Here is a 24568-nt window from a genome sequence, read left to right on the forward strand (position 1 = left end):
ACAGGCTTCGGCGACGGGCCTTTTCGCGCTCTTCCGGAGGGCGGATGCATGAGTTGGCTTCGGTACAACAACGAGTCTGCAATTCGCAGCCAGCCCCTCTCTTCGAAGCTGGTAGATGCACTGTCGTTCCTGCCTGAAATGGGCATTGAGATGGAGGTGCATAGCGGCGGGCAGGCCCCGAAAGGGTCAGGCGGGCCGCGTACTGGCTCGACACGGCACGATCATGGCAATGCGGCAGACGCGGACTTCTACTACCAAGGCCGCAAGCTAGATTGGAACAACCCTGATGACGTGCCTCTTTTTCAGGAGATGGTGAAGCGGGGCAAGCAGCGCGGCGTTACCGGCTGGGGCGCTGGCGACGACTACATGGGCGCTGGCCGTATGCATGTTGGCTTCGGTAACCCCGGTGTCTGGGGGGCGGATGGTAAGGGTGCAAATGCCCCGGACTGGCTGCGCAGTGCATATCACGGCGAACCCGGCCACGTTCACAAGCCGGGCGACGAAAGTCAGGCCATCGCGGATCAAGCGATGAGCGCGATTGGCAAGCAGCCCGCGCGGCAAACAACATCGAGCATATCAACAGGTGACGGTGCGCTCTCACTTCTAGGCGGCATCGCAAACGATACATTGGAGGCACCTATGGAGCCGGAAAAAGCAGGCGGGCTATTGGGTAAGATTTTCCCAAACATGACAGCGAACCGCCGGGATGAAATCAAGATGGGTTTGGCAGGCATGTCGCTGAACCCGAATGTCGGACTAATTCGCGGCCTACACACGCGTATGAGCGACAGGCGTGAGGATGCGAAGACTGCGAAGGAGCAGGCCCAAGCTCAAAAGCGAGAGAACCGGACGGCTCAGGTTATGAAGGCCAGCGGCGCTCCTGACTACTTGGTTCAGGCAGCAGAGAATGGCTACGCCAAGGAGGCGTTTAAAGAGTATCTCCGCCTTAAAGGTGAAAAGCCAAGCGGCCCTAACTACGCTTACCATGATGGTGCTTGGTGGAATGCGGACAATCCGCAAGCTGGCCCTGTTGCAGGATCGCCGGGAGGCGGCGCAAAGCCTTCCGAAGCCGATCAGGAAATCGCGCGCCTCGAAAGTATCGGCATCCCGCGTGACGTGGCGATCCGTATCAAGGAAGGCGTCTACAAGACTGTTACAGACCCCTACACGCGGGAAACGCGAGTTGTAGACCTTTCGTCTGGGAACCCCGTGTTCCAAACAGGAAGCGAAGCTACACCGAGCGCAATACCGACAGAGCCAAGCGCTCAACCGATGCCGGGTGGACAGGGACCAGACGCAAGCGATGCATTTGGTTTCGAGGGCATGGTAAAAGGCGGTATCAACTCGGCGGCTGACTTCATCGGCGTAGACGCACCCTATGACGGCGTACAGCAAACCCAATCAGACTTCGCGGTTCTGCGGGAAAACCTCGTGAACGATATCTCGCAGGGCTACGGACAACGCGTCCCTGCATTCCTGCTCAAGAACATTGAAGACCTGACGCCGAAAACCGGGGGTTTCCAAGGCGCGAGTGATGCGCAGTCAAAGCTCGGCGCACTAGAGCGCAGTTTCACGCAGGAGCTTGGCACGGTTCGGCAACAGCTTGGCAGGCAAATCTCTCCGCAGCAGCGTCAGGTTTTGACCAACAGGGAGGCGGCGCTGAACGCGGCTCTCGGGAAGGTCACAGGCGCGCTGACAAGGTTCGGCAGCAGCGACGGCGGGAACAAGACCAGTAGCGGCGTAACATGGAGGATTGAGCAATGAGCGAGATCACCCTCAACGTCGAAGGTCGGCGCGTAAAAGTCGATGAGGCCTTTCTTCGCCTTTCTCCTAAGCAGCAAGAAGCCACAGTGAATGAGATTGCCGCCTCCTTGGGGCCGAAAGATGATTCCGGACTGATGGGGCAGCTAAACCAAGGCATTGCCAACAGCGCGGGCGGTATTATCGACCTGATCAATCCGTTCGATAAGCCCCATGCCCTCAACCCGTTCAAAGAAGGCACTGGTTCGGCCAAGACAGGCATTGAGGCGGGAATGGATGCTATCGGGGTCAATCGGGCCACGACAGAGCCTGATACGCTGATGGAGAACTTCGCACGCGGCGCAGGTGAGGCGGCTGGCGCAGCACCGATTGGCGGAGCAGTTGCAAAGGCCCTCTCCGGCGCAGGTGGTCTTCTTGGCAGCATCGCTGACGACGCCTCGCAAGCAATGAATACAACACGCGGCGTAGTGTCGGAAATGTTTGCTGGGGGCGGCGCGCAGGCTGGCGCAGGGCTGGCCGAGGATGCGGGCGCGCCTGAATGGGTGCAGCAGACGGCGGCTATCGCAGGCGGTGCGGGCGTGGGGGCTATCCCCGGCGCGGTTCGGTCTACACCTAGCGCAATTGGTGCGCGAAAGCTGACAAGCGCAGTGAAGACCGCTGCCATGCCTTACACCAACGCTGGCGGCAAGGAGGTTGCACGTCAGCGGTTGCAGGAACTGGCAGGCGGGCCAGAGCGGGCGGCAGAGTTGGCACGGCGCGTTGGCCCTACCGAAATTGGTCTTACACCGGCACAACAGACCGGCGACCAGAACCTTCTAGGATTGGAACAGGAGGCCATGCGCCGCGACCCTAACCTGCGGGCGCGGATCGAGCAGCAGACTGATCAGGGCAAACAGGTTGCAGCACAGAACATTCGCAGCATGGGCGGGGACCCTGCGGACGCACAAGCATTCTTCAATGAGCGCCGGAAGACATGGCGGGATAAAATCGTCAGCATGGTGGACCGTGCGACAGACGGTGCCCTGCGGCCCACGGTCAAGAACAGCGAGATGATCAACAGCCAAGAGGTGTCGGAAAAGATCAAAGCCGCTGAGAGCGCCGCTAGAGTGCAAGAAGCGGATTTGTGGGCCAGAGTGCCGCGAGACACCAGAGTAGGCACTACAGCAGCCCGACAGAAGGCGCAGGCCCTGATTGCACAAACTCCGAAGGCACAGAGGGATGATATCCCGCGTGTGGTTCAAGAATTGCTCGGCCCCAGTGCCAACAATGGCTTTGACGAGTTCGAAACCGTTGGCGAGATGCACGGCCTCTACAGCAAGTTGCGCGAGGTCGCCCGTTCTGCGCGTAGCGGCAACGACCAGCAGCGCAACATGGCCCGTATCGCTGATGAGGTTGCGGACGCCGTGCTGGACGACCTTGGCGCAGGTGCAGGCGTAACAGACGCGGGCAAGGCCATCGACAACGCCCGCGCCTTCTCAGCCGAAATGCACGAAGTCTTCAGCCAGGGGGTTGTAGGCAAGCTTTTGAAACGTAGCATTGATGGGGGCCGGTCGATTGACCCCGGCTTGACGCTCAATCGCTCCCTTGGCCGGGGCGGCGCGACCGGCGCAGTGGGTGCTGATGATATCCAGAAGGCGACAGGCAGCTCAGCGGACAGTCAAATGGAGGACTTCGTTACTGGTCTTTTCAATCGTTCCGCCTTCGGTGCTGACGGGACGTTTAACCAGCGTGGCGCGCTGTCCTTCATGCGCGACAATGGAGAAATGTTGCAGCGCTTTCCCTACCTGCGTGATACACTTGATGAAGCAATTAGAACGCAAACACGAGCGTCAAACGCAGCAGACCGGGGTGCTCGCGCCTTGCAAGATGCAAACAGTCCCGCCAAGTCGATTACAGCAGCATTCACTCAGGGGCCTTCGGAGACAGCAATTGATACGGTATTCAAGGCAAAGAGGCCGTCGGTCGCGGCGCGTGAACTTGTCGCCACCGCGCGAAAGGACCCGTCTGGGAAGGCTATGGATGGCCTTAAAGGCTCTTTTGCTGATTACGTGATCCGCAAAAGCACCGATGCCAACGGCCTCAACGGTGAGGCGATGCTGCGTCTTCTGGATACACCGGAAACGGCTGCGATCCTGCGGGCAGCTCTGCCAAATGCGGACCTGAACCGCATCAAGATTATCGGTAACGAGCTGCGGAAACTGCGAGAGGGCCGCAAGGCTGCTCCAGATATCGGCGGGCTGTCACCGCGCTCCCCAAACCGGCTGATTGAAATGGCGGCAAGGGTCATCGCGGCAAAGCAGGGGGCCAAGATGGGCGGGGGCAGCAGTGGGGCCTCGATCCAGACGGCCAACATGGCGTCCAACCGCATGAAGGGCATTCTAGGAAACCTACAGAACGACAAAGCTGAGAAGCTGCTTATCGATGCGGTGTCGGACCCTGAGCTGTTCCGCCTCTTGCTGGTCGATCCCGGCAGCGTGAAGCTAACGCCGAAACAAAGCAGCCGTCTTGCGCCCTACTTCGCCGGAACAGCCGCAGCAATGGGAACGGAATGATGCAGTGGTCGTCAGATGTGTTTTCCGAGGCTGAGGCTTCGGAAACCCTCCGTCACCTGATGCCCTCGCGAGCTACGAAGGCGAGGTGCAGCCTGTTCGGGAAATACCTCAATGAAATACCCCCGCCGCACAGCCCTGACGCATATGTCAGCTATTGCAGTCAGATTGCTGATGCGTCGGAGAGGTTCAAAGAAACGAATAGCCCTGATGCTGAGCTGTGGCTTTATGCCTTGGTGGTTAGGACGCTGTCTTTCGAAGTGGAGACGGATATCGAAGGGCCGATTAAACTGCTCTTCCAAGTGTCATCCCAAAAACAGGCTGAGAGCGGCGAACCCTTGCCCGATGTGAATGAGGCGTAAATCACGCGCTGGCAATCCGCGCCCGCGCTGAAATGCGGTTGGCGGAAGAGTACGACGCGGCGCAGGACCGTGGTGAAGTCGCCAAAGACGGCAAGCCTAAAACCGTTGGCGGTGACAACGGTATTAAACCCGCTACTGCCGCCGACATTGGCCTGCGCCGTGATGAAATCCATGACGCCCGCAAGCTGCGCGATGCAGAGCGCGACGAACCCGGCATCATCCAGCGAAGGGTTGGTAAAGGTTAGGAAAGTTTGCGGTAATCAAAAAATAATGATCATCTAACCTGGGGTTTCGAAAGGGGGCGGAGCGCTCCTTCGCCGGAGAGACATAACAGCCCGTCAGGGAGGTTATGGCTAGTAGGTTCCCGCTCGCGCGATCCGACACGGCAGGCCAATCAGTTTTGGTAAACCGATTTTCAGAGTCTTCCCGTATCTTCCGTTCATGGAAGAAAAGAGTTTCGCAATTTCAGTTAGGATCGAGCATCGCTCAATGGGACGCGCAAAGTCTGCGCGTTACCATGACCTGCGCATGGGGCAAATTCCGGGATACGTTGATCAAGAACGGCTGTCCGAGAACTCCACAATCATGACCCCGGCCTTGCCTTCGACGTTGCGGCAGGTCTGTCTGGCCAACCGCGCCAATCGTCCGACACAGCGTGCCATGAAGAAAGACGCCGCTGTAGCAAGCTGCTTCATCATCACCTTTGGGAAGGCCGCACAGCCAATCTTCGAAGCCCTGCCTAGAGACCAGCAGGACGCGGCGTATGAGGCGGTATCCAAGGCGGTGGCGACCCTTCTAGGGGCCGAGGTAACGGGTCTTGTGGCGCACCGAGATGAGACGGCACCCCACGCCCACGGACAGATGCCGGCCATTCGGGCAGATGGTCGCCCCCTGTCAAAGGTGCTGACCCCAACCATGGCAAAGCGTGTGCAGGATGTTGCCGCCCAAGCTATCGCAGAATTTGCCCCGCAGATTGTAAGGGGCAAGCCAAAGGCCCAAAGGATAGCCGATGGCGAGCCGCGCTCTAAAACGGTTCATCGTTCGGTGGAGCAGTTGCACACTGACCTGCCTAAGGAAATCAGCGAAAAGGCGGCAGAGGTCGAAAAGCTCCAAGGCCGCATTGCAAAGATGCGTGCCAAGGAAAAGCTGACAGAGGCAAATGTCAGAACGCTTGCCACGTATGAACGTCGGTTATCTGAGAAAACAGCGCAGTTGGAGGAAAAGCACCGGATGCTTGTCACAGCCAGCCGTGCCGTTGAGGCCCAGCAGGCGGAGCGGGAAGCATCGCTTAAAGAGAGGGAGGCGGCAGTCGAGCTGCGAGAGAAGGAAGCTACAGCACAGGTCGAAGGCATCAAAGCGGCTGTGGAGGCTATCAGGGAGGGCACAGTCACGCGCGGGGAGGATGGCAGGCCAAAGGTTACAGACGCCACGCACGCGGCCCTCCTGCGTCCTGTATGGCGCACCCTTGGGCCTCTGGTCATGTCCCTTGCCGATATGCGCGATGAGATGAAAGCGGGGCTGCGCCGCTTCCGTGACCTGTTCCGACGCAATGAACTGCAACCGGATATCGCGGACGATGGCAAAGACCTACTGGACGGTATGGAACCATAAAGCCGACCTTGATCACCGCCCAAAAAACCGTGAAGCTTGTTGTCAAGGCAGGCATTTTTGGCGGGTATCTTTCGCCATAATCAGTGGGTATATTCATTCGTTCCGGTTCGATGCCGCTCGTATTTTGACTAGTTGAAAGAGCGAAATGATCAAACTTTTACTCGTTGAAGACGATTCAGACGTTCTTGAGGTAGTGAAGCTATCCTTAGAACTTTACGGTGACTTTGATGTGGTCGATTGCTCCTCTGGAGAAGAAGCACTCCGTATAGTTGGCGACTATAAGCCGGATGTTTTTTTGCTCGACTTCATGATGCCAGAAATGTCCGGTCCGCAGGTGCTTAAGAGGTTTCGTGAGATTCCGGGACTTGAAGACGTGCCTGCTATTTTCCTTACTGCTCGAACAGGGGAAGCCACCAAATCCGAACTGCTAGAAATGGGAGCCAAAGAAGTTATCTATAAGCCGTTCAAACCCACTACACTTGGCGCTCAGATCAAAGCAGGAATAGGGCGATGATGGTAGGTCAAACCTTTTTCTAAGATTTGTCAGCATCACCTGTATGCCTGCCTCGTATTGGCGTGTGTTCGCGCTTATGTCGCATGGTTGAGCAAGATCAGGAGAGACATCAAGGCTGCTACTCCTGCGAAATATAGACGTAAGAACTTCATGCCATCACCCATGGCAAAGATAATAGTTAACTTGTTCTGCATTGACCAGAGACAACCCTAGGAAGAGCGTTTAGTTTTTTGCTAGTGCAGGATTTCTAGTAGAGAGGCTAACGCTTTTCTTTCAAAGAAAAAGGGTGAAAGAAGAAACCCCGCGCGGCTTGTTATGGCCTTCACGGGGTTACCACGTGAGTGGTTTTGAGGCTCAGCATTTCTGCGAGCGGACAAGATACATATAGGCTTGGTATGTCGGAAGGTCAACGGGACACGGGCGAGTTCAATGAATGCCCAAAGCGGCCTTGAGGCTGGCAACGACCTTTTCAAATTCATGTTCAGAGATACGAGGCGTTAGATATTTTCGCTTGCCAGTGTGGTCGCGGTCAGTGCGGAAAAGATCCAGCCTGCCAAAGCCCACTGTCGCAAGCATATCTGCCTTAACCCAGCATATGGTCTGAGGGAAATTCGGTAAGCTGTAGGGCAGCTCTATCCGGCAATGGTAGTCTTCTATCCTATCAGGAGGGGACGTGCTGAGAGGGACTACTGTCAGCAGCCCTGTCCGGTGCCGTAAGCGTGGGGATACCACGATTGCAGGCCGCCGTTTGACCATCTCTGGCGGCTGGAACCCACCTCTGCTGTAATCGCACAGCAAGACCGTGCGCTGCCGTACATCGTACTTGATGGCCACTTATTCGCCCTTGTCCTGCATGGCGATGCCCGAACCGTTTGCAACCTCGCCGGTTCTTAGAAACTGGATGCCTTGCCCTTCAAGAGCTGCCCTGATGGCCTCCGCACTAGAATGCTGCAAGCCGCCCTTACCAGTCTCAAACCGATTAATGGTGGTGAAAGAGACCTCCGCCAATGATGCTAGTTCCCGGACACCTATTCGTAGTGCTCCTCGGGCCATTCTTACCTGCTCCGGCGTCATTTGATTACTCCGTTATCATTTTTGCATACACAGTATTGACATAGGTGGAGGCCTCACCCATATTGCATACAGGATATGCATTAATGCGAACGGAGTAAAGCAATGACCACCGAAGCCCGCTACAATCGCAAAGCCATCATGAACGCTGCTTGGGAGATTGTCCGTAAAGCCAACGTGGCCCTGTACGGGTTCCGGACCATCATGCGCCGCGCCCTGAAAGCTGCATGGGCTAATGCCAAGCATGAACTGGCGATGAAGGCGCGGCAGGAGAAGCAGAAGCAGGCATCACCCAAAGTGATCCGCATCCAAAAGGAAATCGCTGTCCTCGAAAGCAAGACCCATTGGGAGCAGCCCGACTATGCCCGCATTGGCGTCCTTCGCGCAGCTCTGAGGGCCGTGCTCAGTCAATCCAGCGATCATCTCACACATCGCGGTTGAGGGGGTGCCCACGATACCGCGCCTGAATTCCCGACAATCAAACCACCGTGGCCGAACGCCACACGAACGGAGGAAACTCACATGTCTAAATTCACGAACGCCCTACAGGCACTACAAGATGCCCGCCAAGCCCATGAGGCCGCTATCGCAGCAGGTGACGCATATCAGACGGCGAATGGCGGCAAGACGTCACCCGGGAAGGAAGGTGCAGTCGGAGACGCCGCAGAGGCCGTAGGCAAGGCCGAACGCGCCCTCATGGCTATTGAGCCGCAAACTCCTGTTGATGCTTTGCGGAAGGTCAAAGCTCTGATCTGCGACGGCATGGTTGATGAAGCGGTTGCATCTCTTCGCTCTGATGCGGAGCGCCTGACCGAGTGTGAGGGTGATCCGCTGGCTGCTCTCTACGACAGAAGCCGCCCGCTGCGAAAGCTGATCAATACAGTTGATAGTCGCGACCCGCTGCTCGATGACATGATGGAAGAGCTGCACCGCGTCGAAGATGAAATGCTGAAGCATGTGCCGACCACCGCCGAAGGGCTTGCCGCATTGGCTAACCTTCTTTGGGAAACCGAAGGCCCGGTCTCTCATATCGGGTCGCCCGAATGGGAGGCATCGATGAAAAACCCTACCTACATCGCGTTGTTAAATCTCCGCACCGGGGCGCGCCGTTTGGCAGGGGAGGCAGTTCAATGAACATGAACCTCGCAACCGCAATCACCGATGCATACGACCTCAGCAGCCTTCTGCGCGTCTGTGTTCGCTCTCTTGAAGGGGATGCACCAGAGCAGCCGGGAGACGGCGCGGCAACCGCCCACACGGTCAAGCTGGCAAACAACATGGCCGGTGATTTGATCAGCACTCTTGAACTGGTCGAACTGAGAGGAAAGCGCCCGGAACATGATGCCAGCCAGAGAACGGGTGCTGTGGAGCTGCTAGACAAATGGAAAGCAGCCAAACGCACCAGAGACGCATTGATGCAGGCGCTACCTACCGAACAGACAGCCGAACCTGCGGAGATGGCCGAGCTTGATCAGAACATTGAATGGTATGCTGAGCGCATTTCTTGCTTTGAGCCTAAGTCAGATGCAGATGCCGCCGCCATGCTGGAATGGTGTGTCGAGGACTGCGCCGGGGAGTTGCTGTGCGAGCAATATCCTCGCGCTCAGAAGGCCGTGATCAAATACCTGCGGGCCAAGGCCTAACGAACCCGCCTGCGCCTCTCTTTCGGGGCTTGGGCAACGCGGTGGGGGCCGCATTGGAGGCTGTCAGAGATGAACTGCTACACGAACAACCGGAACTGGTCCGACAGGTTTTTGCCTGAGATTAAGCAACTCATCGGCGGTTATCTTTTGGAAACTGCTGCCGACCCTTTCGACCATATCCAAGCCACCGACCTCATGATGCTTGATGCCCGTGACATGCGGGTGGCAGCACGCGTGCGGCGACCCGGCTATGCACAGCGCTATCCCTACCAGTTCACCATACGCTCTGCTGTTGCCTCAGGCGCGCAAACGGAGCTTTCCAAGATTGTGAACGGCAATGGGGACTGGATGTTCTATGGCCACTCTAACGCCGACCAGACGGGCCTTGAGGCGTGGTGGCTGATCGACCTACGGGCCTTCCGCGCCGCGCTCATCCGCAACAGGGTGAACGCTCCGCAAATTGTAATGGGTGACCAGCGCAATCCAGACGGCACGCGCTTCAAGTGGTTCGACCTGAGGTCGTTTCCAAGTGATCCACCGTTGGTTGTAGCTGCATCTTCAGAGGCTTGGCGCCACTAGGCTCATTCGCTTAGGAAGCTATGCACGAAAACGTTTACTTGATTTATGTTAAATCTTTCTCGCGGAGGTTGAACCACTTTAAGTTGCCTTGATAACTATCTAGTAGTTATTTTCAGGAGAGCATCGATGTCGTCTAACGAAGACAGCGGCAAAAGTCTGTTCGTCCGCATTACTGAGAAGTGGAAGTTTTCCCATTGGGCTGGAGCGATAACGATTTTATTGCTGTGGATTGCTGCTGGCTACAAGCTGGTTGCATATTTTCTTGAGCGCTAAAAAGTCGCAGTTGCCTAATTTTTGCCATCGCTGTCTTGCTGCGATGGGTGTCAAAGCTATGTTCTGCCTATGACGCCAGATGAGAACGACGATTCTGCTGACAAGCAAAAGCGACCGATCCACCGGTATGACCTCTGGCATTCACGCGATGGCGTAGGATTCGCTATTGCGTTAGGTCTGCTCTGGATGTTTGGCCTGTGGTTCGTCATGTCGTTCTAGGGGTGTAGAACGCCTCAACCGACAAAACCTTTCGAAGAAAATCCCGTGTGCAGTATCGCCCGATGCCAATCTTGCAGGGTGGATTGAGAGGTGGATTGAAAAATGCACGCTTAAGAAAGGCGCTTATTTAACAATCACTTATTGCGGATATATGGTGCCCAGGAGAGGACTCGAACCTCCACACCGTTGCCAGTACTAGCACCTGAAGCTAGCGCGTCTACCATTCCGCCACCTGGGCACGTATCGTGTGGGGTGCTCTAAGGCTCAGCCGGGGGACTGTCAATCGCAATTTATGCGAAAATCGGAAAATCCTCCACGCAAGGCGCTGCAACCGGGGGTTTGGCCTTGTGACAGGGGCGGTGCGCGGGTACATCCTGTCAGAGAATTTATCTACAGGAGCGGCAGAATGTCTAAGCTGGTCACGATTTATGGCGGTTCGGGGTTTGTCGGACGCTATATCGCGTATCGCATGGCCAGAGCTGGTTGGCGGGTGCGGGTGGCGGTGCGCCATCCCAATGAGGCGCTCTTTGTGCGGACCTATGGTGTGGTCGGCCAGGTCGAACCTGTTTTGTGCAACATCCGCAACGATCGCTCCGTGGCCGATGCGCTGCGTGGCGCGGATGCGGTAGTGAACTGCGTCGGCATTCTGGTCGAGACCGGTAAGAACAGCTTTGACGCCGTCCAATCCGAAGGGGCGGAGCGTATCGCCCGCATGGCCGCCGCCGAGGGGATCGGCCATTTCGTGCATGTCTCTGCCATCGGCGCGGATATGGAGGCCGAGAGCGACTATGCCCGCACCAAGGGCGAGGGCGAGGCGGCCATTCTCAAACATATGCCCCATGCCGTCATCCTGCGCCCCTCGATCATGTTCGGGCCGGAGGACGAATTCTTTAACCGTTTCGCAGGCATGACCCGCACCGGCCCGATCCTGCCGGTCGCCGGGGCCTCGACCCGGTTCCAGCCGGTGTTCGTCGATGACGTGGCCAAGGCGGCGGAAAAGGCGTTGGAAGGGCAAGCCGCTTCGGGCGTCTATGAACTCGGCGGTCCCGATGTGGATACTTTCCGCGGGTTGATGCAGCGCATGCTCAAGGTGATTCACCGTCGTCGTTTGGTGCTCAACATGCCGTGGTTCTTGGCCAAGATCGTGGCCTTTGGTTTCGACATGGTGCAGGCTGCGACCTTTGGACTGTTCACTAACAAGATGCTGACCCGCGATCAGGTCAAGAACCTGCGCAAAGACAATGTCGTGACGGAAAGGGCGCGCGGCTTTGCCGAGCTTGGCATCACCCCCACCGCAATGGATGCGGTGCTGCCCGACTATCTCTGGCGGTTCCGGCCCTCTGGGCAATATGACGCCATCAAAGCATCGGCACGTAACCTGCGGCAGGGATAATGGAACAATCGACCACTCTGATCGCCGCCTTTCTGGGTTTGCTGGAGGGGCTGACAGAGTTTATCCCCGTATCTTCGACCGGGCATCTTTTGCTGGCCGGTCATTTTCTGGGTTTCGAAAGCGCCGGACGGACCTTCGAGGTCGTGATCCAATTGGGCGCGATGCTGGCGATCCTCACGGTCTATTCCGCGCGGCTTTGGGCTGTCTTCTCGGCCGCGCCGCATGATCCGCAGGCGCGGCGGTTCATCTGGTCGGTGCTTCTGGCCTTTCTGCCGGCGGTCGTGATCGGCGTTCTGGCGCATGACTTCATCAAAACGGTCCTTTTCGAGACGCCCCTGCTGATTGCCGTTATGCTGGTGCTGGGCGGGGTGGTCCTGTTGGTCGTGGATCGCATTGCCCCTGCGCCGACCCATTCCGATGCGACCAAATTCCCGCTTTCCATGGCTTTCAAGATCGGTGTGATCCAATGTCTCGCCATGATCCCGGGCACCTCGCGGTCGGGGGCAACGATCGTTGGTGCTCTGTTGCTGGGGGCCAGTAAGCGGGCAGCGGCGGAATTCTCCTTCTTTCTGTCAATGCCGACGATGGCGGGCGCTTTCGCCTATGACATTTACAAGAACCGCGACGTGCTGGACGCCTCGGCCATGGGCGAGATTGCCGTGGGCTTTGTCATGGCCTTTATCTCTGCCGTTTTCGTGGTGCGTTGGGTGCTCGATTACATCAGTCGCTATGGTTACGCGCTTTTCGGATGGTGGCGAATCCTTGTGGGCGGGGTGGTTATCCTCGCGCTTTGGGCTGGGTTTTAGTGGGTAGGTCCGCATCGGACCTTAAATGATGCATAAAAATGATCGCCGAGCCTCCCATTTGCTCGGAAAGAGGTAAATAGGTCAGCATTGCTGTCTTTTATTTACTTTGGCGCTCTCGTATACGAGCCTTCTGACGGAATCTGTCGAAGGAACGGGTATATGGCGAAGCAGGTCATGCTGAAATTTACAGACGTTGCGCGGGATATGCCCGAAAAACGCCCGCCAGATTTGCGCCGGACGGATTTCGATGAAATTTACGCCGAATATGCGGATGCAAAAGCGGCAGAGCAGTCGAGCCGGTGCAGCCAATGTGGCGTGCCCTACTGCCAAACCCATTGCCCTTTGCACAACAACATTCCCGACTGGCTCCGCCTGACTGCCGAGGGGCGTCTGCAAGAAGCCTATGAGATCAGCCAGGCCACCAACACCTTCCCCGAGATCTGTGGCCGTATCTGCCCGCAGGACCGCCTCTGCGAAGGCAACTGCGTGATCGAACAGTCGGGCCATGGCACCGTCACCATCGGCTCGATCGAGAAATACATCACCGACACGGCGTGGGAACAGGGCTGGGTCAAACCCGCTGCCCCGCGCGAAGAGCGGCCCGAAAGTGTCGGCATCATCGGCGCGGGCCCCGGCGGTCTGGCGGCGGCGGATATGCTGCGCCGCGCGGGCGTGCAGGTCACTGTCTATGACCGCTATGACCGGGCGGGCGGCTTGCTGACTTATGGCATCCCCGGCTTCAAGCTTGAGAAAGACGTAGTCGAGCGCCGCAATGCGCAGCTTGCCGACGGTGGCGTGACCTTTGAGTTGAACTGCGATGTCGGTGTCGACATCAGCTTCGGCGCGATCCGGGGCAAGCATGACGCCGTGATCATCGCGACCGGCGTCTACAAAACCCGTGAGATCGAAGCCCCCGGTGTGGGCGGATTCGGCGTGGAGCGGGCGATCGACTTCCTCACCGCCTCCAACCGCAAGAGCTTTGGCGACACGGTCGAAGAATTCGAAAACGGCCGTCTGAACGCCGCGGGCAAGAAGGTTGTCGTGATCGGCGGCGGCGACACGGCGATGGACTGCGTGCGCACCTCAATCCGTCAGGGCGCGGAAAGCGTCAAATGCCTCTACCGCCGTGACCGGGCCAATATGCCGGGCAGCCAGCGCGAAGTGCAAAACGCCGAGGAAGAGGGCGTGATCTTCGAATGGCTGAGCGCGCCCAAGGGCTTTGTCGGTGATCCGGTGACCGGTGTGATGGTGCAAAAGATGCGCCTCGGCGCGCCTGATGTCACGGGCCGCCAGTCGCCCGAGGTGATCGAAGGCGCCGACTATGTCGAAGACGCCGACATGGTGATCATGGCCCTCGGCTTTGAACCCGAAGACCTGCCGACGCTCTGGAACGAGCCGGCGCTGCCGGTGAACCGTTGGGGTACGATCAAGGCCGACTACGTCACCGGGGCCACCGCGCTCGACGGGGTCTACGCGGTGGGCGACATCGTGCGCGGCGCGAGCCTCGTGGTCTGGGCGATCAAGGACGGGCGCGACTGCGCGCAGGCGATCCTCGACGATTTCAACGGGGCGCAGCGCATCGCGGCGGAGTGACGGCACCGGGGCGGCTTTGCCGTCCCGCCCCATGCGGCGCTGTCCGAGACCAAGAATGAAATAGACGTGACGCTCGGCAGCCCTGCCTTTGTCAGAGCGCACGAGAACAAAACCAAGGCCGAAGTCACAGCAGGATTTGCGGCGTTTGTGGAAGGAACCAAGCCATGACCAAATATGATGACGCCTGGGTGGCCCGCGAAGAAGCCAAACGCGCGATGATGGCCGAAAAAGGCATGTATAGTTTCGAGGAAGAGCATTCCTCCTGCGGCGTGGGCCTTGTGGTAAACATCAATGGCGAGAAGACCCGCGAGGTCGTCGTCAACGGGATCAATGCGCTGAAAGCAATCTGGCACCGCGGCGCGGTCGACGCAGATGGGATGACCGGCGACGGCGCGGGCATTCATGTGCAAATCCCCGTCCCCTTCTTCTATGAACAAGTCCGCCGCACCGGCCACACCCCGCGCGAGGATGAGTTGATCGCGGTGGGCCAAGTCTTCCTCCCGCGCACAAATTTCGCGGCGCAAGAGACCTGCCGGACCATCGTGGAGACCGAAGTGCTTCGCATGGGCTACTACATCTATGGCTGGCGCCATGTGCCCGTGGACATTTCGGTGCTGGGCGAAAAGGCCAATGCGACCCGGCCCGAGATTGAGCAGATCCTGATCTCCAACGCCAAGGGCGTGGATGAAGAGACTTTCGAGCGTGAGCTTTACGTCATCCGCCGCCGGATTGAGAAAGCCGCCATCGCGGCGCAGGTGCCGCAGATGTATATCGCGTCGATGTCCTGCCGCTCGGTCATCTACAAGGGCATGATGCTGGCCGAACAGGTGGCGGAGTTCTATCCCGACCTGAAGGACGACAAATTCATCAGCGCCTTCGCGATCTATCACCAGCGCTATTCCACTAACACCTTCCCGCAGTGGTGGCTGGCGCAGCCCTTCCGCATGTTGGCCCATAATGGTGAGATCAACACCCTCAAGGGCAATATGAACTGGATGAAGAGCCATGAGATCCGCATGGCCTCTGCCACCTTTGGCGACATGGCCGAGGACATCAAACCGATCGTGGCGGCGGGCTCCAGCGACTCTGCCGCGTTGGATTCGGTCTTTGAGGTTCTGGTGCGCGCAGGCCGTTCCGCACCGATGGCCAAGACGATGCTGGTGCCTGAGTCGTGGTCCAAACAGGCGGTGGAACTGCCGCAGGCATGGCGTGACATGTATTCCTATTGCAACTCCGTCATGGAGCCTTGGGACGGTCCCGCCGCCTTGGCGATGACCGATGGCCGCTGGGTCTGCGCCGGGCTTGACCGCAACGGGCTGCGCCCGATGCGCTATGTCGAAACCTCGGATGGCATGTTGATCGCCGGTTCCGAAGCCGGGATGGTGCCGCTGGACGAGGCGCGCGTTGTGGCCAAGGGCGCACTTGGCCCCGGGCAGATCATCGCGGTGGATATGGCAGAGGGCAAACTCTTCCATGACACTGAAATCAAAAACAAACTGGCCGCCAATCAGCCCTTCGGCGAATGGGTCGGCAAGATCACCGAGATGGATGATGTCCTTGCCGGTGTCACCGAAAAACCGCTGTTCGAAGGCGCCGAACTGCGCCGCCGTCAGGTGGCCGCGGGCTATACAATCGAAGAGCTGGAACAGATCCTCGCGCCGATGGCCGAGGACGGCAAGGAAACGCTGGCTTCGATGGGCGACGACACGCCTTCGGCGGTGCTCAGCGGCCAGTACCGTCCGCTGAGCCATTTCTTCCGCCAGAACTTCAGCCAGGTCACCAACCCGCCGATCGACTCCTTGCGCGAATTCCGGGTGATGAGCCTCAAGACCCGCTTCGGCAACCTCAAGAACGTGCTCGACGAAGACAGTTCCCAGACCGAGATCATCGTGCTCGACAGCCCCTTTGTGGGCAACGCGCAGTTTGATGAGCTGATGGCCCAGTTCAAGGTGCATACCGTCACCATCGACTGCACCTTCGAGCCCGGTCCCGGCAACCTGAGCGCCAGCCTCGCGCGCATCCGGGCCGAGGCGGAAGACGCCGTGCGCTCGGGCGCGGGGCATCTGGTGCTGACCGATCAGCACAGCGGGGCTGACCGCGTGGCGATGCCGATGATCCTTGCCACCAGCGCGGTGCACAGTCACCTCGTGCGCAAGGGTCTGCGGACCTTTACCTCGCTCAACGTGCGTTCGGCGGAATGTGTCGATCCACATTACTTCGCCGTGCTGGTGGGCTGTGGTGCGACCGTGGTGAACGCCTATCTGGCCGAGGATTCCCTCGCCGACCGGATCGAGCGCGGGCTGCTGGACATGACCCTGACGCAGGCGGTGCAGAAATACCGTGAAGCGATTGACCAGGGTCTGCTCAAGATCATGGCGAAGATGGGGATTTCCGTGATCTCCTCCTACCGCGGGGGTCTCAACTTCGAGGCGGTGGGTCTGTCCCGCGCCATGTGTGCCGAATATTTCCCCGGTATGACCAGCCGCATCTCCGGCATCGGCGTCGTCGGCATCCAGCGCAAGGCCGAGGAGGTCCACGCCAAGGGCTGGCAGGGCGACGGGGTGGTGATGCCCATCGGCGGCTTCTACAAACTGCGCCGCTCGGGCGAAAAACACGCTTGGGAGGCGAGCAGCATGCATATGCTGCAAATGGCCTGCAACAAAGCGTCCTACCAGATGTGGCAGCAGTATTCGAAGAAGATGCAGAGCAATCCGCCGATCCATCTGCGTGATCTGCTCGACATCAAGCCCAAGGGCACGCCGGTGCCGTTGGAAGAGGTGGAAAGCATCACCTCCATCCGCAAGCGTTTCGTAACGCCGGGCATGTCGCTGGGGGCGCTGTCACCCGAGGCGCATAAGACGCTGAACGTGGCGATGAACCGTATTGGCGCGAAATCCGACAGCGGCGAGGGCGGCGAAGATCCAGCGCATTTCGTGCCGGAGGCCAATGGCGACAACCCCTCGGCCAAGATCAAACAGGTGGCCTCGGGCCGGTTCGGCGTGACGGCGGAGTATCTGAACCAGTGCGAAGAGTTGGAAATCAAAGTCGCACAGGGCGCCAAGCCCGGTGAGGGGGGGCAGCTTCCGGGCATGAAGGTCACCGACCTGATCGCGCGGCTGCGGCATTCGACCAAGGGCGTGACCCTGATCTCGCCCCCGCCGCACCATGACATCTACTCGATCGAAGATCTCGCGCAGCTGATCTACGACCTCAAGCAGATCAACCCGCGCTGCAAGGTGACGGTGAAGCTGGTGGCCTCCTCCGGCGTCGGCACCATCGCGGCGGGTGTGGCCAAGGCCAAGGCCGACATCATCCTGATCTCGGGCCACAACGGCGGCACCGGCGCGTCCCCGGCGACCTCGATCAAATATGCGGGCCTGCCTTGGGAGATGGGCCTCACCGAGGCGCATCAGGTGCTGTCGATGAACAACCTGCGCGACCGGGTCACCCTGCGCACCGACGGCGGGCTGCGCACCGGGCGCGACATCGTCATGGCGGCGATGATGGGGGCCGAGGAATATGGCATCGGCACCGCAGCGCTGATCGCGATGGGCTGCATCATGGTGCGCCAGTGCCAGTCCAACACCTGCCCCGTCGGCGTCTGCACGCAGGACGAAGCCCTGCGCGGCAAGTTCACCGGCAATGCGGACAAGGTGGTCAACCTCATCACCTTCTACGCGCAGGAGGTGCGGGAGATCCTCGCCTCCATCGGGGCGCGCAGCCTTGATGACGTCATCGGCCGCGCGGACCTGCTCACACAGGTCAGCCGAGGCTCGGCGCATCTTGATGATCTGGACCTCAATCCGCTGTTGATCACCGTCGATGGCGCCCATGAGAACGTCTATGACCGCGACAAGCCGCGTCAGGTCGTGCTCGACACGCTGGACGCGCAGATCGTCCGCGATGCCGCGCGCTTCCTTGAGGATGGTGAGAAGATGCAACTGTCCTATGCCGTGCAGAACACCCATCGGACCGTCGGCACGCGAGTGTCGAGCCATATCGTCAAACGCTTCGGGATGCGCAATTCTCTGCAACCGGATCACCTGACGGTGAAGCTGACCGGCTCGGCTGGGCAGTCGCTGGGGGCCTTTGCCGCGCCGGGGCTCAAGCTCGAAGTTTCGGGCGATGCGAACGACTATGTCGGCAAGGGTCTGTCGGGCGGTACGATCGTGGTGCGGCCTTCGATGGCGAGCCCGGTGGTGGCGTCGGAGAATACGATCATCGGCAACACGGTGCTCTATGGTGCGACGGCGGGATACCTCTTTGCCGCGGGCCGGGCGGGCGAGCGTTTCGCTGTCCGCAACTCGGGCGCGCATGTGGTGATCGAAGGCTGCGGCAGCAACGGTTGTGAATATATGACCGGCGGTGTGGCGGTGATCCTTGGAGAGATCGGCGCGAACTTCGCCGCCGGGATGACCGGGGGGATGGCCTATCTCTATGATCCCGAGGGCTCGGCCCATAAGTTGATGAACGCCGAGACCATCGTGACCTGCCCGGTCACCGTGGCGCATTGGCAGGATCAGTTGCACGGGCTGCTTGAGCGCCATGTCGCCGAGACCAAGAGCCGCAAGGCCGCCGATATCCTTCAGCATTGGGAGACCGAGAAGCACAACTTCTTGCAAGTTTGCCCGAAGGAGATGTTGGTGCATCTGCCCGCGCCGCTGAGCGTGGAAGAGGCGGCGGTTCCGGCGGAGTAAGCTATCCCCCGCGCGGCTCCGGTCGCGCGGGGAGGGGCACCGCCTGCCCGCGGGTGGGCGATACGACGCCGCGAACTGCCACTTCATGGTGCCGCCATGGTGTGTCTTCGCGGGTCTCGCTGAGCCTCGCCAAATCGCCTATCCGTTTGGGCGCGCAGGCGAAGGCCCGGCGCCTTCGGCTTGATTCCGGGCCCGGGGTGGTAGACAGACCGGGATGCGCTACTTCCTCCGCATCGGAGGACTTCATGCGTAAAATTCTGATCACCCTTGCCTTCCTAACCGGTCTCGCCGCCTGCACCGACACCGCCCCGCGCGGCGGGGGCGACATCCTCGTGCTCGGCGATTCCATCATGGCGTGGAACGGCAATGCCGCGATCCCCGATGTCATTGCAAACCAAACAGGGCGCAGTGTCACCAGCCGTGCCGTGCCCGGCGCGCAGTTCGACAACGGCTCGGCCATCGCCTCTGCCGTGGGTTTTGACATTCAACAGCAGTTCCCCGGCGGGCGCTGGAACTGGGTCGTGGTCAATGGTGGTGCCAACGACCTGAACGCCGATTGCGGCTGTGGCGCCTGCGGGGCGGCCGTGAATGCGCTGATCGCACCCGACGGCCAAAGCGGCAGCATCCCTGTCTTCCTGCAGCGTCTGCACGCCCAAACCGGCGCGCAGGTCATGTGGATGGGCTATTACGCAGGCTCCGGTTCGGGCGCTTTCGCAGGCTGCCGCGATGATCTGGTCGAAATCGAATCCCGCATCGCCCGCCTCGCCGCGAACCGCCCGGGCATCCATTTCGTGGATTCCGAAGATGTGATCGACCGGGGGGATCGCGGGCTCTTCGCTCGCGACAACGTACATCCCTCGGCCCAAGGCTCTGCTCGGATCGGAGCCTACCTCGCGCAAGAAATCACAGCGCGCGAGAGCCGTTCACAAAAATCCGCAGACGGCCTATAGCTGATCCATGGCGACACGGAAAAAGACCGCCCCCAGGGGCAAGAAATCGAGCAATGCAAGCCCCCCGTTGAAGAAACGCGCGGGCCGCTGGCTGGTGCGCGCCTTGGCGCTGGCCTTTGCCCTGGCGGTGCTGTTGGTGCTGCTGTTCCGCTTCGTCAATCCGCCCACCGGTTTCTACATGCTTTCGGAATCGCGCCGTTTGGGCGGGGTTCAGCGCGACTGGGTGCCGCTTGAGCAGATCGCCCCCGTGATGGCCCGCGCCGCCGTGGCGGCAGAAGATGCGAATTTCTGCAACCACTGGGGTTTTGACATGCAGGCGATCCGGACCGCGATCGAAAACGGATCGGCCCGCGGGGCGTCGACAATCAGCCAGCAGACAGTCAAGAACGTCTACCTCTGGCATGGCCGCTCGTGGCTGCGCAAAGCGCTTGAGGCCGGGATGACCCCGCTGGTCGAAACCCTCTGGCCCAAGCGGCGGATCATCGAGGTCTATCTGAATGTGGCCGAGTTCGACGAAGGCATCTTTGGCGTGGGGGCGGCGGCGCCGCATTACTTTGGCGTCGCGGCGGCAGACCTGAGCGCCACGCAAGCCGCCCGGCTTGCCGCGATCCTGCCCGACCCGAAAGAGCGTTCGGCCTCGCGCCCCGGTGACTTTACCCGCAAGCGCACGGCGCAGATCATGGACGGGGCGGCGACCATCCGCGCGGACGGTCGCGCCGCCTGTTTCGAGAGTTGAAAATCCCTCCGCCAGCAGGCATGGAAGAGTGCAATCCCTTTAACCACACGGACTTTATATGACGGCTCGCTTGTTTCACGTTCCCTTGTCCCCCTTCTGTCGCAAGGTGCGGCTCAGCCTTGGGGAGAAGAAGATCGAGGTGGAACTGGTCGAGGAGCGCTATTGGGAGCAAGACCCCGATTTCCTGCGCCGCAACCCGGCGGGCAAGGTGCCTGTGCTGCGGCTTGACGGGATCATGATGGCCGAAAGCGCCGCGATCTGTGAATATATCGAAGAGACCCGCCCTGAGGCATCCTTGCTGCCCAGCGACCCGGTACAGCGCTTGGAAGTGCGGCGTTTGGTCAGTTGGTTCGACGACAAATTTCATGACGAGGTGACCTCGAAACTGCTGTATGAGCGGGTTAACAAGAAAGTCACCAAACAGGGCTACCCGGACAGCAAAAACGTCAAGGCCGGGGCCAAGGCGATCAAATATCACCTCGATTACATGGCGTGGCTGCTGGATCACCGCCGCTGGCTGGCCGGCGACGTGATGACGCTGGCCGATTTCGCCGCCGCGGCGCATCTGTCGTCGCTCGACTATATCTCGGACGTGGATTGGAACCGCTCTGACGTGGTCAAGGACTGGTATGCCAAGATCAAGTCGCGCCCGGCCTTCCGCTCGATCCTCGCCGATCAGCTGCCGGGCTTCCCGCCGCCGGTGCATTACAACAACCTCGACTTCTGATGCCTGCCCGCCCCCGCGCCGAAATCGGGCCGGAGGCTCTGAAGGCGCGGGTGGTGGCCCGGGCGCTTGAGGAAGGCTTTGTCGCCTGCCGCATTTGCCGCCCCGAGGACGTGCCTGAGGTGCCCGAACGGCTTGCCCGCTTTGTCGAGGCCGGGTTTCACGGGCAGATGGGCTGGATGGAAGAGCGGATGCATTGGCGCGGCAACCCTGCCGCCCTTTGGCCCGAGGCGCGGTCGGTCATCATGCTGGCCGAAAGCTACACCCCCGAACATGACCCCCGCGCGGTGTTGGAGCATCCCGACAAGGGCGCGATTTCGGTCTATGCGCAGGGGCGGGACTACCACGATATCGTCAAGAAACGGCTGAAGCGGCTGGCGCGCTGGCTGATGGAAGAGACCCGCGCCCTTGACCCGGAAGTGAAGGTCTTCGTCGATACCGCCCCGGTGCCGGAAAAGGCGCTCGCGCAGGCCGCCGGTTTGGGTTGGCAGGGCAAACACACCAACCTGCTAGGCCGCAAGTTCGGCAATTGGGCCTTTTTAGGCTCGGTGTTCACCACGCTCGATCTGCCGCCCGACGCCCAGGAGGTGGATCACTGCGGCTCTTGCCGGGCCTGCCTCGATGCTTGCCCCACGGATGCCTTCCCCGCGCCCTATCAACTCGACGCGCGGCGCTGCATTTCCTATCTGACGATCGAACACAAAGGGCCGGTCGATCTGGACCTGCGCGAGAAGATGGGCAACCGGATTTACGGCTGCGACGACTGCCTCGCCGCTTGCCCGTGGAACAAGTTCGCCGTGGCGGCCAGCGATATGCGCTATCATGGCCTTGCGGTGCAGCCCGCCGATCTGGCCGAGCTTGCGGGCCTTGACGATAGCGCTTTCCGCGCGCGCTATTCCGGCTCTCCGATCAAACGGATCGGGCGGGATCGTTTCGTGCGCAACGTGCTCTATGCCATCGGCAATTCCGGGCTGGCGCGGCTGCGCCCCGTGGCGCAATCTCTGACCGAAGACGCTGACCCCACCGTGGCCGATGCCGCGCGTTGGGCCGCAGCGCGTTTGGCATAGGAGGCACGCCCATGGCGGTGTTACTGGGCGTCGACACGGGCGGCACCTACACGGACGCGGTGCTGATCCGCGATGAGACCGAGGTGATCGCCACCGCCAAGGCGCTGACCACCCGCGCCGATCTGGCCGTCGGCGTCGGCAAGGCGGTCAGCGCGGTTTTGGCCCAATCCGGTGTGGCGGCGGAAAAGATCGCCATGGCCTCCCTCTCGACCACGCTGGCGACCAATGCGCTGGTCGAAGGGCAGGGCGGGCGCGTCGCGTTGATCTATGTCGGGTTTCGCGCGGCGGACCTTGAGACCCATGGCCTGTCAGCGGCCCTTCGGGGCGATCCTCGTCTGCTGCTCTCCGGCGGGCATGACCACGCGGGGGCAGAGGTGGCGCCCTTGGACGAACCGGCCCTGATCGCCTTTTTAGAGACGCATAAGGCCGAGGTCAGCGGCTTTGCCGTGGCCAGCCAATTCGCCACGCGCAACCCCGCGCATGAGCAGCGGGTCGCGGAACTGGTGGCCGAGGTCACGGGACGCCCCGTCTCGGCCTCTCACAGTCTCTCGGCCAAGCTGAACGGGCCGAAGCGGGCGCTCACGGCGCTGTTGAACGCGCGGTTGATCGGCATGATCGACCGGCTGATTGGCCGGGCAGAGGATCAATTGCGCCATCTCGGCATCCACGCGCCTTTGATGGTGGTGCGCGGCGATGGCGCCCTGATGTCGAGCGCACAGGCCCGCGAACGGCCCATCGAGACCATCCTCAGCGGCCCTGCGGCGTCACTGGTGGGCGCACGCTGGTTGACCGGGGCAGAGACGGCACTGGTATCGGATATCGGCGGCACGACGACCGATGTGGCCCTATTGCGCGACGGTCGCCCGGCGATTGACCCGGCGGGCGCGCAGGTCGGTCCCTACCGCACCATGGTCGAGGCGGTCGCGATGCGCACCCACGGGCTGGGCGGTGACAGCGAGGTGCATTTCACGTCTGAAGGGCTCACCGCAGGCGTGACCTTGGGGCCGAAGCGGCTGTTGCCAATCTCTCTCATCGCGGTCGACGCGCCGGAGGTGGTGCATAGCGCCTTGGATGCGCAGCTGCGCCGCAGCGTGGTGGCAGAGCACGATGGCCGCTTTGTCCGCGCCGTAGTGGTGCAGGGGGCCGAAGGTCTGGCTCCGCGCGAAATGGCACTGTTGGAGCGGATCGGCGGCGATGTCTGGCCCTTGGGGGATGTGCTGCGTAATCGGGTCGATCAAAGCGCTTTGGCGCGATTGGTGGCACGCGGGCTGGTGCAACTGGCGGGGGTGACGCCCACGGACGCGAGCCATGTGGCGGGGCATCTTTGCGCATGGGATGCCGGTGCCGCGCGCAAGGCGCTGACCCTGTTCGGGCGCAAGCGCGGCGGGTCGGGGATGCGGTTCTGTCCTGATCCTGATGACCTCGCTCAGATCATCCTCGACCGGTTGACCGACCAGACGACCTTGGCCCTGTTAGAGACCGCATTCGCCGAAGAAACACCCGGTTTCGACCTGCCGCCAGAGGTTCTGGCGCGTCATGTGCTGATGCAGCGCGGCCTCTCTGGCCATCGCGGCGTGCTGCGGATCGATGCGGGGCTGAACTTACCTGTGGTGGGGCTGGGCGCCTCGGCGGCGACCTACTACCCGGCGGTGGGCGAAAGGCTGGGCAGTGAGATGATCCTGCCCGCGAACGCTCATGTCGCCAATGCCATCGGCGCGGTTGTGGGGCGGGTGATCATGCGCGAGAGTGCGACCATTACCGTTCCGAACGAAGGGGTGTTTCGCCTCCACCTCGCCGATGGGCCGCAGGATTTTTCGACCGCTGATCGGGCCTTGGCCCAAGGGGAGCGCGCTTTGACCGAAGCCGCCCGCGCCCGCGCATTCACAGCCGGGGCGGCGGAAATCGAATGTCATGTGACGCGGGATATCCGTCTCGCGGATGTCGAGGGGCGGGAGGTTTTTGTCGAAGCCGCGCTCACCGTCGAAGCCTCGGGCCGCCCTCGGGTGGCGGTGGGCTAACC

At 60.5% G+C, this 24568-nt stretch carries 22 protein-coding genes and 1 tRNA gene; 20 read left to right on the top strand and 3 right to left on the bottom strand.

Annotated features, from left to right (window positions below; genetic code table 11):
• The first annotated feature begins 48 nt into the window (after positions 1 to 48).
• From ACGYLC_RS02655 to ACGYLC_RS02680, 6 genes are all read left to right on the top strand, one after another.
• Positions 49 to 1764: a hypothetical protein gene (locus ACGYLC_RS02655; protein ID WP_394421517.1), complete on the top strand. Its 1716-nt coding sequence runs from the start codon at positions 49 to 51 to the stop codon at positions 1762 to 1764.
• A complete protein-coding gene (locus ACGYLC_RS02660; protein WP_394421519.1) occupies positions 1761 to 4313 on the top strand; it encodes a hypothetical protein in 2553 nt (850 codons plus the stop codon). The genes ACGYLC_RS02655 and ACGYLC_RS02660 overlap by 4 nt, the downstream gene beginning before the upstream one ends.
• Positions 4310 to 4672 (top strand): hypothetical protein, encoded by a 363-nt coding sequence (locus ACGYLC_RS02665; protein ID WP_394421521.1) that lies wholly within the window; start codon positions 4310 to 4312, stop codon positions 4670 to 4672. The genes ACGYLC_RS02660 and ACGYLC_RS02665 overlap by 4 nt, the downstream gene beginning before the upstream one ends.
• 38 nt (positions 4673 to 4710) lie before the next feature.
• Positions 4711 to 4917, top strand: a complete 207-nt coding sequence (locus ACGYLC_RS02670) for a hypothetical protein (protein WP_394421522.1) — start codon at positions 4711 to 4713, stop codon at positions 4915 to 4917.
• Between the two features lie 244 nt (positions 4918 to 5161).
• Complete coding sequence (locus tag ACGYLC_RS02675) at positions 5162 to 6283, top strand: plasmid recombination protein (RefSeq protein ID WP_394421524.1); 1122 nt, start codon at positions 5162 to 5164, stop codon at positions 6281 to 6283.
• Positions 6284 to 6428: 145 nt separating this feature from the next.
• Positions 6429 to 6797: a response regulator gene (locus ACGYLC_RS02680; protein ID WP_394421526.1), complete on the top strand. Its 369-nt coding sequence runs from the start codon at positions 6429 to 6431 to the stop codon at positions 6795 to 6797.
• Positions 6798 to 7223: 426 nt separating this feature from the next.
• On the opposite strand, the gene ACGYLC_RS02685 is transcribed toward ACGYLC_RS02680, so the two are convergent.
• Together ACGYLC_RS02685 and ACGYLC_RS02690 are read right to left on the bottom strand one after the other, a co-directional pair.
• On the bottom strand, positions 7224 to 7631 hold the full coding sequence (locus ACGYLC_RS02685) for a type II toxin-antitoxin system PemK/MazF family toxin (RefSeq protein ID WP_394421528.1): 408 nt from the start codon (positions 7629 to 7631) through the stop codon (positions 7224 to 7226).
• Positions 7632 to 7871: a transcriptional regulator gene (locus tag ACGYLC_RS02690; RefSeq protein WP_394421530.1), complete on the bottom strand. Its 240-nt coding sequence runs from the start codon at positions 7869 to 7871 to the stop codon at positions 7632 to 7634.
• A 102-nt stretch (positions 7872 to 7973) separates the two neighbouring features.
• On the opposite strand from ACGYLC_RS02690, the gene ACGYLC_RS02695 reads away from it, so the two are divergent.
• From ACGYLC_RS02695 to ACGYLC_RS02715, 5 genes are all read left to right on the top strand, one after another.
• On the top strand, positions 7974 to 8309 hold the full coding sequence (locus tag ACGYLC_RS02695; protein WP_394421531.1) for a hypothetical protein: 336 nt from the start codon (positions 7974 to 7976) through the stop codon (positions 8307 to 8309).
• A gap of 81 nt (positions 8310 to 8390) precedes the next feature.
• Complete coding sequence (locus ACGYLC_RS02700) at positions 8391 to 9002, top strand: hypothetical protein (RefSeq protein ID WP_394421533.1); 612 nt, start codon at positions 8391 to 8393, stop codon at positions 9000 to 9002.
• A complete protein-coding gene (locus ACGYLC_RS02705) occupies positions 8999 to 9511 on the top strand; it encodes a hypothetical protein (protein ID WP_394421534.1) in 513 nt (170 codons plus the stop codon). The genes ACGYLC_RS02700 and ACGYLC_RS02705 overlap by 4 nt, the downstream gene beginning before the upstream one ends.
• A gap of 69 nt (positions 9512 to 9580) precedes the next feature.
• The gene (locus ACGYLC_RS02710) at positions 9581 to 10090 is read left to right on the top strand and encodes a hypothetical protein (RefSeq protein ID WP_394421535.1); all 510 of its coding nucleotides are present in this window, start codon (positions 9581 to 9583) and stop codon (positions 10088 to 10090) included.
• A gap of 126 nt (positions 10091 to 10216) precedes the next feature.
• Positions 10217 to 10363: a hypothetical protein gene (locus ACGYLC_RS02715; protein WP_394421536.1), complete on the top strand. Its 147-nt coding sequence runs from the start codon at positions 10217 to 10219 to the stop codon at positions 10361 to 10363.
• A 371-nt stretch (positions 10364 to 10734) separates the two neighbouring features.
• On the opposite strand, the gene ACGYLC_RS02720 is transcribed toward ACGYLC_RS02715, so the two are convergent.
• Positions 10735 to 10820: transfer RNA gene (locus ACGYLC_RS02720), tRNA-Leu, on the bottom strand.
• A 168-nt stretch (positions 10821 to 10988) separates the two neighbouring features.
• Between ACGYLC_RS02720 and ACGYLC_RS02725 the strand changes: the two genes are divergently transcribed.
• The 9 genes from ACGYLC_RS02725 (at position 10989) to ACGYLC_RS02765 (ending at position 24566) form a co-directional block, all read left to right on the top strand.
• Entirely contained in the window at positions 10989 to 11975 is a 987-nt protein-coding gene (locus ACGYLC_RS02725) for a complex I NDUFA9 subunit family protein (RefSeq protein ID WP_394421537.1), read from the top strand.
• Positions 11975 to 12781 (top strand): undecaprenyl-diphosphate phosphatase, encoded by an 807-nt coding sequence (locus ACGYLC_RS02730; RefSeq protein ID WP_394421538.1) that lies wholly within the window; start codon positions 11975 to 11977, stop codon positions 12779 to 12781. Before ACGYLC_RS02725 ends, ACGYLC_RS02730 begins: the two co-directional genes overlap by 1 nt.
• 159 nt (positions 12782 to 12940) lie before the next feature.
• On the top strand, positions 12941 to 14374 hold the full coding sequence (locus ACGYLC_RS02735) for an NAD(P)-dependent oxidoreductase (RefSeq protein WP_394398516.1): 1434 nt from the start codon (positions 12941 to 12943) through the stop codon (positions 14372 to 14374).
• A gap of 164 nt (positions 14375 to 14538) precedes the next feature.
• Complete coding sequence (gene gltB / locus ACGYLC_RS02740; RefSeq protein ID WP_394421540.1) at positions 14539 to 19071, top strand: glutamate synthase large subunit; 4533 nt, start codon at positions 14539 to 14541, stop codon at positions 19069 to 19071.
• Between the two features lie 245 nt (positions 19072 to 19316).
• Positions 19317 to 20021: an SGNH/GDSL hydrolase family protein gene (locus ACGYLC_RS02745; RefSeq protein ID WP_394421542.1), complete on the top strand. Its 705-nt coding sequence runs from the start codon at positions 19317 to 19319 to the stop codon at positions 20019 to 20021.
• Between the two features lie 7 nt (positions 20022 to 20028).
• On the top strand, positions 20029 to 20757 hold the full coding sequence (gene mtgA, locus ACGYLC_RS02750; protein WP_394421543.1) for a monofunctional biosynthetic peptidoglycan transglycosylase: 729 nt from the start codon (positions 20029 to 20031) through the stop codon (positions 20755 to 20757).
• Positions 20758 to 20815: 58 nt separating this feature from the next.
• A complete protein-coding gene (locus tag ACGYLC_RS02755; RefSeq protein ID WP_067624607.1) occupies positions 20816 to 21484 on the top strand; it encodes a glutathione S-transferase family protein in 669 nt (222 codons plus the stop codon).
• Positions 21484 to 22548: a tRNA epoxyqueuosine(34) reductase QueG gene (gene queG, locus ACGYLC_RS02760; RefSeq protein WP_394421544.1), complete on the top strand. Its 1065-nt coding sequence runs from the start codon at positions 21484 to 21486 to the stop codon at positions 22546 to 22548. The genes ACGYLC_RS02755 and queG overlap by 1 nt, the downstream gene beginning before the upstream one ends.
• 11 nt (positions 22549 to 22559) lie before the next feature.
• Positions 22560 to 24566 carry a hydantoinase/oxoprolinase N-terminal domain-containing protein gene (locus tag ACGYLC_RS02765; RefSeq protein ID WP_394421545.1) on the top strand — a complete coding sequence of 669 codons (2007 nt, stop codon included), beginning with the start codon at positions 22560 to 22562 and terminating at the stop codon, positions 24564 to 24566.
• Positions 24567 to 24568 lie beyond the last annotated feature (2 nt).

The sequence above is a fragment of the Sulfitobacter sp. 1A12157 genome (assembly GCF_043557345.1).
In the GTDB taxonomy this organism is placed as follows: Bacteria; Pseudomonadota; Alphaproteobacteria; order Rhodobacterales; family Rhodobacteraceae; genus Sulfitobacter.